Origin of the sequence: Mesorhizobium sp. (assembly GCF_024509055.1) — a bacterium.
Classification (GTDB): domain Bacteria; phylum Pseudomonadota; class Alphaproteobacteria; order Rhizobiales; family Rhizobiaceae; genus Mesorhizobium.
This window is the reverse complement of sequence record NZ_JANINM010000547.1, coordinates 1-8,755: the sequence shown is the minus strand read 5'-3', so window position 1 is coordinate 8,755 and position 8,755 is coordinate 1. Positions and strand designations below refer to the sequence as shown.

Annotated in this window: 5 protein-coding genes; all 5 read left to right on the top strand. The window is 64.1% G+C overall.

The features are described from left to right. On the top strand, positions 1 to 1,043 hold a 1,043-nt coding region (gene icmH / locus Q0L57_RS33090; protein ID WP_296747301.1), incomplete at its 5' end, for a type IVB secretion system protein IcmH/DotU. 361 nt (positions 1,044 to 1,404) lie between these two features. Next, the gene (locus Q0L57_RS33085; RefSeq protein WP_296747300.1) at positions 1,405 to 2,835 is read left to right on the top strand and encodes a type VI secretion protein IcmF/TssM N-terminal domain-containing protein; all 1,431 of its coding nucleotides are present in this window, start codon (positions 1,405 to 1,407) and stop codon (positions 2,833 to 2,835) included. Further along, the gene (tssM, locus tag Q0L57_RS33080) at positions 2,832 to 6,431 is read left to right on the top strand and encodes a type VI secretion system membrane subunit TssM (RefSeq protein ID WP_296747299.1); all 3,600 of its coding nucleotides are present in this window, start codon (positions 2,832 to 2,834) and stop codon (positions 6,429 to 6,431) included. Before Q0L57_RS33085 ends, tssM begins: the two co-directional genes overlap by 4 nt. 127 nt (positions 6,432 to 6,558) lie before the next feature. Next, on the top strand, positions 6,559 to 8,373 hold the full coding sequence (gene tssF / locus Q0L57_RS33075; RefSeq protein WP_296747298.1) for a type VI secretion system baseplate subunit TssF: 1,815 nt from the start codon (positions 6,559 to 6,561) through the stop codon (positions 8,371 to 8,373). After that, on the top strand, positions 8,337 to 8,755 hold a 419-nt coding region (locus Q0L57_RS33070; protein ID WP_296747297.1), incomplete at its 3' end, for a type VI secretion system baseplate subunit TssG. The genes tssF and Q0L57_RS33070, both read left to right, overlap by 37 nt.

Genomic DNA, 8,755 nt, shown 5'->3' with positions numbered 1-8,755 from the left:
CGCGCGACGTGCCCTCGCGCCTTGTGCGCATGGGCCGATACGCCCTGGCAGCCACTATCGACGACATCATCCTCAACACCGATTGGGGTGGGCAGAGGGCCTGGGGAAGCCGCAGCTTGGTCAGCCTCCTCTACAATGAAACGTGGGGCGGAGAGCGCTTCTACGACCTGCTCTCGCAGATGCGGCTGAACCCTGAGGACAACATCGACGGCCTGGAACTTATGGCGATATGCCTTGCGGTGGGGTTTTCCGGAAAATACCGGGTCATGGAAGGTGGGCACGGGCAGGTTTCGCGCCTTCGGCATGAGCTCTATCGGACGATCCGCCGGGTAAGGGGGCCGTACGAGCGCGATCTTTCGCCGCCATGGGAAGCGGTCGCGCCCGCGCATGCCGCACCAAAGTCTGCGAGGGCGGCCTGGATCGTCGCAACTCTGGCGGGCCTGCTGGTCGCGGCACTGTGGATCGCATCCAGCCTCAATCTGCGCACCCGCGTCGCGACAGCGGCCGAGGAGATCGACGCGCTGGCGCCGAAAATCCCTGTCATGGTTCAGCAACCGGTGATTCCCAACATTCCGGAGCCGAGGACGCCGGTCGTGAAGACCCAGGTGCAGCGCCTGTCCGGCTTCCTGGCGGACGATATCGCTGCGGGCACTGTCGAGGTGGCCAAGGTTGGCGAGCGGGTCGTCATCCGCATGCTCAAGGCCTCGTTCCCCACTGGCGGAGCAGTGCTCGCAGGCTCGGAGGAACCTCTCATTTCGCGTATCGGGGCGGCGCTCGACGGCGAGAAGGGACCGATCCTCGTCGTCGGACACACTGACAACGTTCCGGTCCCGGCAGGCAGCTCGCTCGGCGACAATACGGCGATCTCGCGCGCTCGCGCTCAATCGACAGCCGACGTGCTGCGCCGCCACGTCAAGGACCCCGGCCGCGTGAGCTCCGAAGGGCGGGGTTCGGACGATCCGATCGCCTCGAACGACACCATCGAGGGACGCAGCCGGAATCGCCGGGTGGATTTCTGGATCGACGCGGAAGAAGGGCACTGACGTGGGCGCTCGGTCGGTCGCAGCGACCTTGCTTGGACTCGCCGTCGCACTGGCGGCAAGCTTTGCAATCTGGCGTTTTACTCCGTCGCTGCGCGAGGATTTGCGCCTTGCGGCGAGTCTTTTGCCGCTCGTGCTTTGGGGTTTCACCCCTCCCTTCCTTTCATGGCTTGGGCGCAAGAGGGACAGCGCCGAGACGGGGCTTGTCGGCGACCAGAAACGGGCCGTCCTTGCCCTTTTGAAAACCCACAGGCTGAAAAGGGGGGGATCGCGCTACCGGTTGCCGCTCTTCCTCGTCTTCGGGCCGGCTGGAGTTGGCAAATCGAGCCTTTTGGAAAATTCTGGACTTGGCCTGGAGAACGGCGTGCGGGTCGGGGAAACCGTCTGGTGGGTCGGCGAAGGGGCGATCTTCGTCGAAGCGACGACGGGCACCGGCCACGAGAACACTGTCCGCGTCGTATCATTGCTCAAGGCGATCCGGCCGCGTCTACCCCTGAACGGAATGCTGCTGGTTCTCAGCCCCGCCGACCTGACGCTGACCGACGGGATCGAGTATGGCGCACTGACGCAGGCCACCACCGAAGCCATCCGAGAGATCGAGTCCCGTACCCGTCGGAAATATCCGCTCTATCTCATGCTGTCGAAAATCGACCTGGTGCCCGGTTTCCAGGAGTTCTTCGACCGACAGGAACCGCAAGAGCGGAACCAGGCATGGGGATTTGGCCTGCCCTTCGACGGCCTCGGGCAACCGCTGCAACGCAAGCAGGGTGCGCAAGCCCTCACCGACGGCTTCCGTCGAATTCTGGGAGGAATTCGCGCCCGGCTGATTGAGTGGCTTGCACGCGAAGGCGATCCTATCCGGTGCGGGAGGATCAACGGCTTCGGAGCGCAGATCGCGACCCTTCTGCCGACGATCCAGCCGATGCTGGATGCTCTCGTCCCCGAAAAAGCGCGCAACTGGAACGGCGCGCAGCTGCGCGGCATCTTTCTCACCAGCGCGCGGCAGGAGGCGCTATCCATCGACCCGCTCCTGCCGGAACTGTCCGGACGCTTCGCGATGCCGCGCTCCGGCACGGTGCCGCCGGATCTCGGCATCGACGAGGAGAACCATGGATTTTTCCTCAACAGCGCGTTCAACAAGGCCATATTCTCCGAGGCCGGCCTGGCGATGCAGCAATCGCGGCGGCGCGGTGGCTTCATGCTCAGCTGGTTGGCAGCCGCCCTCGCCGTCGTCGCAGCAATCGCCATCGGCCTTGCCGTCTACAATATCTTCGACAGCGAAATCCGGTGGCCAGCACGCACTCAAACCATCCTTGCCAGCGCCGAACCGGCCGCCGGCCTGTCAAGCCCGGACAAGCTACCGGCCATTCTCGACGACTTGAAACAGCTTTCGGTGCTCGCGCGCGAACTCGATGGCGCGACGCCGGTGCCTGGTCCTGCCCTGGGGCTTTCCGCCAATGCCCCGCTGAGGGATCACGTCGCTCGTGCAAGGGAAGCGCTGTTGCGCAATGGGCTCGCCCCGCATCTGGCGGCGCTGCTCGAAAGCCAGCTCGTCAATCTCGATGCCGACATTTCGTCCCTGAAGACGTTGATCGGCATTGCCGGCTCGCCGACCGATCCCTCTGGCCTGCGCCAATGGCTGGAGCAGAATTCGGCCTCGATCCCCGGGGCCTTGCGGGACAATTTTGTCCAAGACGGACTGGAAGCTTTGCGCGCCTCTGGAGGAATCGCCGTCAACCCCGCTTATGTCGATGCCGCCCGGCGCATCATCGCCTATAAGGAGAGCCTGTCGTGAGCCTCCGCGGGATGATCGGCGGATCGCTGAAGGCCATCGTCAGGCCTTTCGGTCTGGTCACCTGTGCATTCCTCTTCGTGGCGCTCCTCATCTGGCTACTCGGGCCGCTGATCGCGGTCGGCGACGCGCGACCTCTGGGAGCACTTGCCCCACGCCTCGTCATCCTTTTGTTTCTGGTCCTGGTCTGGGGTATTGCCGGCATGCTGATGCGCTCCCGGCAGAACGCCGAGGACCGCTCGGCACTGGATGCGATGCGCCGCAAGGATGAAGAAAAGAACGCTGCGTCCAAGCGCGACCAGGTCGTCGCCGAGGCACGTTATGCGTTGTTCGCGGATAGTGCCAGAGGCGCCTTGCGGGCCTTGGGCGGAGCGGGTCGCTTCGCGCTTTTCTCCGACGCGGGGCGCGCGCTGCCGCGCTATCTCGTCCTGGGGGCTGGCGGCAGCGGCAAGACGACGATCCTTCTCAATTCGGGCCTTTCCGTCCATGCCGACTCCTTCCGGAGCCCAGACGACGAGCCGGCTCATTTCGTAGTTTCGGAACAGGGCCTATTCATCGAGATCGCCAGTTCCTATCTGCGGCAGTCGGCCGGCCACGAAAGAACCGTCTGGCTGCGCATGCTCGATTTCATCCGCCGCCGCCGCCCCACGCAGCCGGTCAACGGCATCCTGCTTGTCATTGGCGCGGGTGACCTCGTGGCGGTCGCGCAGGAGGCAACGGAGGCGTTCGGAGCATTGCTGCGCCAGCGCATCGACGAGGTCGACACGCGGTTTCGCGCCCGCCCGCCTATCTATGTGATCGTGACCAAGGTCGATCAACTGGTCGGTTTCGAGGAGTTCTTCGATTCGCTCAGCACGGAAGAAAAGGACGCGGTCCTCGGCTTTCCGTTGTGGTCGCCAAACCAGCCGGCTGCTCCGCTGGAGCGGCTGACCGCCGGCTTCGCGGAGATAATGGGACGGCTCAAGGAGCGACAGTTGCATCGCCTCCAGGAGGAGGGTGACGACCGCCTCCGCCTGCGCGCCTTTGAATTTTCCAGCCAGTTCGCACTGCTCCAGACCCGCCTGTCTTGGCTGATCGGCGCTCTCTCCGCGCAAAGCCGCTTCGGTACCCCGCCGATCCTGCGCGGGGTCTTTTTCACCAGCGCGCTTCAGCCCGGTCTTTCGAGCGACATCTTTCCCGCCGCCCTCGCTCCTACCTTCGCGCTCAGGCCCGACTCCGTTGCCATCAAGGCCCGAAATTCCGCCCTGCATGCACGACCGCTCTTTCTGCGTAGCCTCCTGCGCCATGCGATTCTCGCCGAGCCGACGCTTGCCGGCTATTCGCGGGGCGCGGACGCCGTAAGAAAGCTTCGCTCAATGTCGCTCAACCTGGCCATCGGCTTGGCGATCTTTGCGTTCGCAATCCTGTGGTGGCTCGGTTTCAGCGACGGCCGGGCTTACACCGCGCGTCTTTTCGACGGCGTCAGGTCGGCCCAGACGCGATTGGCGACCGTCGCCGGCGCGGACACGGCTGACCGCTCCTTCCAGTCGACCCTCGACGCGCTCGACAGCCTGAAGGCCCTGGCAGACGAGGAGCCTCCCGGCGCCACCTTCGGGCTGTATTCGACAGCCTCGACACGCGAAGCGGGGAAAAAGGCCTACGAGCTTGGTGTGAGGAACCTTTTGGAGCCGTTCGTGGCGAAGTATGTCGCAGCCGGCCTCGACCTGCCGCCGCTGGACGCGGCGACACGCTTCCAGCTCCTGAAATTCTATTTTATGCTCGGCGGTACTCGTCCGGTCGATCCGGCGGTGGTACGGCTGGTCGCTCCGGGTTTTGCTGCAACGATGCTCCCTGACGTGCACGAAGCCGACGCCAGCGCGAAACTGACCGAGCATCTGGTTGCCCTTGCCTCCGCCGACCTTCCACCCCAGCCTATCGACGCGGCGCTTGTTGATCGAGCCAGGGGCCGCATTGCGGAAACCGGCCTGGCCAAGATCGCCTACGACATGCTGGTCGCGCAACCTGATGTCCGCTCGTTGCCGCCCTGGCGGCCCGTCGAGCATATGGGCGCGGCCGGACCGCAGACCCTGGCACGGGTCAGTGGAACCAGCCTTTGGGATGGCATAGACGGTCTCTATACGCGCGACGGCTACCGCTCGGCGCTGCTGCCGCAGTCGGAGCGCGTCTCGAACGAGATCGCGAACGACCTGTGGGTGATGGGCAAGGACCTGTCGCCGCTCGACGCCAGCCAGCAAGCCCTGCGCATACGCGAAGGCATCTTCGATCTTTACACCGTCGACACGATCCGCCGGTGGGACAGCCTGCTCGCCGACCTGACCATCGTGCCGCCTTCCGATGCCGGAGAGGCTGCAAGCCTTATCGCGGCCATCACCGGCAAACCGTCGGCCGTCGCCGAACTGATGGAGGCTATCGCCAGGGAAACCGATTTCCAGGCCGACCCCTCACTGGCCGGTTCCCTTCTGAACAAGGCTGGCTTGGCCGACGGCCAGGGTCTCCTTTCCGCCGTGCCGCACAGGGTAGTCGATGTCGCCAAGAGCGTTACCGACCATTTTGCGAAGCTGGCGGCGGCCGTTGGATCCGGGCAGAAGCAGGATGACAAGGCGGCCAAGCAGACGCAGGTCGATGCGATGCTGGCAGCGTTTCAACCGCTCTATGCGCAGCTCAATCTTGTCGCGACCGGCGGCGATGTGCTGGAATTGGGCACCAAGCCACAGGACACGCTCAACGACCTCGACAGGATGGTCGGCGAACTGCCGGATTTACTTCGGCCCTTCTTCCAGCGCATCATCATAAGGATGGGAGCGGTCGCGGGGATCAACTCCCGCGCGCGGCTCGCCGACATATGGAACAGCACTGTCGCGCCGAAATGCGGATCGATCGTTTCAGGTCACTATCCCTTCGACCCGAAGAGCACATCCGACGCCGCGCTAGCGGACTTCGCCGCCGTTTTCAGCCCGAAAGGCGCCATTGCCTCCTTCCGCGACGGATATCTCAAGCCGTTCATTGATACGACCACCAAGCCATGGCGCTGGCGCAGCGGGCAAAAGATCGGCTTGGGCCTCAGCGACGATGTGCTTGCCGCTTTCGAACGGGCGGATGAAGTTTCCAGATCCTATTTCAATGATGCTGGTGCGCCCGCGCTGCAGTTCGAGGTCAAGCCGCTTGCTCTCGACGGTACCGCAAACGCAATGCAACTCGACTATGGCAGCGGCGTCTATACCTATGCCCACGGCCCGGCGACATCGGCTGCGATCACGTGGCCGTCGCAGAATGCTGCCGCTGGAGCGAGCCTCTCCGTCACGCCAGAGATAGACGGCCAGCGCAGCATCCTTCAGCGTCAGGGCCCGTGGGCACTGCTTCGCCTCCTCAACGCCGGCCGTAAGATCAACAGCGGCAAGACCGGCCCGGGAGTGACCGATCTGCGCTTCTCCGTCGGGAAGCGCTCCCTGACCATAGAGATCACTGCGCCGGCCACCGGCGACCCCATCGGCGCCGATCTGCTTGGCGGATACGCCTGTCCGCAACTGGCTTCGCAGGATGCCGCGCCCTCGAACAGCGGCCAGTCCAAGCAGCCCGTGACCGCCGCCAATGGCGGTTGACACCCACGTGCCGCGTTAGCATGATGACCGCGGTCGGGAGGCTTGGCGTGTTCGGGCAAGTTGGTATCGAAACGCCGGAAAATCCGGGACCGGCATCCGCTTGCCTCACAGAGAAGCCGTCGCACCCATGACGGACGATATCCTCACACATTACAATCGCGAGCTGCTCAACATCCGTCGCGCGGCGGCGGCATTCGCCGCAGACAATCCGCGGATAGCCGGCAGATTGAGGCTGTCCGAAGACGCCGTGGAAGACCCGCACGTTGGCAGGCTGATAGAGGCGTTCGCTTTCCTTACAGCGCGGGTGCGCCAGAAACTGGACGACGATTTCTCCGAGTTGACGGACGCCATGCTGGCGATCCTGCATCCGCACTACGCGCTTCCCTTTCCGTCGATGGCGATCCTCCAGATCGAGCCTCAGCCCGAACTGGCTCAGGCCTCGCGCGTGCCAAGGGCCACTCTTCTCGATACCGAACAGATCGACGGCGAGAGTTGCCGTTTCAGAACTGCGTTCGACGTCACGATGCACCCCGTCGCCGTGACGGGTGCAACGCTTGCCGGCAGGCCAATCCGCGCCCCGGAGGTTGGAGCGGCCACCAATGCCGGGGCATGCCTGCGCCTGACGCTCGAATCAACCCTGGCGGACGGCGAGCTGTCTGACGTTTCGCCGCAGTCGCTGCGCTTCTTCCTTCGCGGTCAACCGCAGGTCGTCTACCCGCTTTACGAACTCCTGCTGAGCGACGTCGTGGCGGTAGCCTTCGCCGCTGGAACGAACGATCCGGATCCGGTGGTAATGGAGGCATCCGCCTTCAGTCCAGCCGGCTTCGAGCGGGACGAAGGCCTCCTGCCCTACCCGGCAGCCTCGCATCTTGGCTACCGTGTCTTGACGGAATATTTTGCCTTTCCTGAAAAATTCCTGTTCGTCGATCTGGCTTTTCCCGCGCGCGAGCGGCTGAAAGGCAAGGGCCGCGTCATCGACGTCTTTGTCTACCTGGCGCGTCACCATCCGGCGCTGGAACGCTCGGTGACGGCTGCCGCTTTTGCGCTCCACTGCACGCCCGTGGTCAACCTGTTCGATCAGGCTGCGGAACCCATCGCCGTCGATCACACCACGAGCGAATACCGTGTCGTGCCCGACAGTCGGCGGCCCGACGCTCTCGAAATATATTCAGTCGAACAGGTGACCGCCTCCGATGGAGATGGCAACGAGCGGCCGGTGCTACCGATCTACAGCATCGAGCATGGAGAGAACGCCTCAGCAATGACCGGAGGCCCGGCGTGGTGGATGACCCACAGGCGTGCCGCCGACGCGGGCGAAGTGATGCTCTCCCTGGTTGATCCCGAATTCACGCCTTCCGCACCGGCCGATACCGTACTTTCGGTAGAGACGCTCTGCTTCAACCGTGATCTTCCCGAGCACCTCCCCTTCGGTGGGGGACGACCCGGATTGCGACTGGTCGATCCTCTGCCGACCGTCGCGGCGATGCGGCTGATCACAGCCCCGACCAACGTGGCGCGCCCCGACTACGGCCGCAGCGGCCGCTGGCGCCTGATCTCGCATCTTTCGCTCAATCACCTCTCGCTGGTCAGCGACGGCGGCATCGAAGCGCTGAAGGAAATGCTGCTTCTTTATGATATCCGTAATTCGGCCGAAACGCGTTCGTTGATCGACGGCATCGTCAGCCTCTCGTCGAAGCCAGGAACCGCACGAGTGCGGACGGCCGGCCACTCGGCATTCTGCCGCGGCATCGATGTGACGGCGACGTTCGACGATTCTTATTTCTCTGGTAACGGCATCTATTTGATGGCGAGCGTCCTGGAGCGCTTCCTCGGCATGTATGCCAGCGTCAATTCATTCGCCCGCCTCACCGCCAGGGTGAAGGGGCAAGGGGGAGCCCTCAAGACATGGCCCGCGCGCGGAGGCGACCGCATACTTCTTTGAAGTCTGACCTGTTCGACCGCGCGCAAGCCTATGATCTCTTCCAGGCGCTGCGTATCGTCGAACATGTCGCGGCTGAGGAAAACCTGGCTGCACGCAAGCCGTCGCCTGATCCGGCGGGGCGCGGCGTCGACCCGGCGAACACGGCGATGCGGATACGCTCTGCCGTGCCTCTGGGCTATGCGGCCAGCGAGGTGTTATCGGTTCGCCGTCCGCGCAATTCCGACCAGATCGAACTCACCCAGACCGTCGTCGGGCTGACCGGAACTTCAGGTGTGCTGCCGCACGCCTTCAGCGAACTCGTCCATGTCAGTGTGCGCGAACGCAACCCCGGCCTCCGCGACTTCCTGGACATCTTCAACAGTCGCCTCGCCGGGCTTCTGTT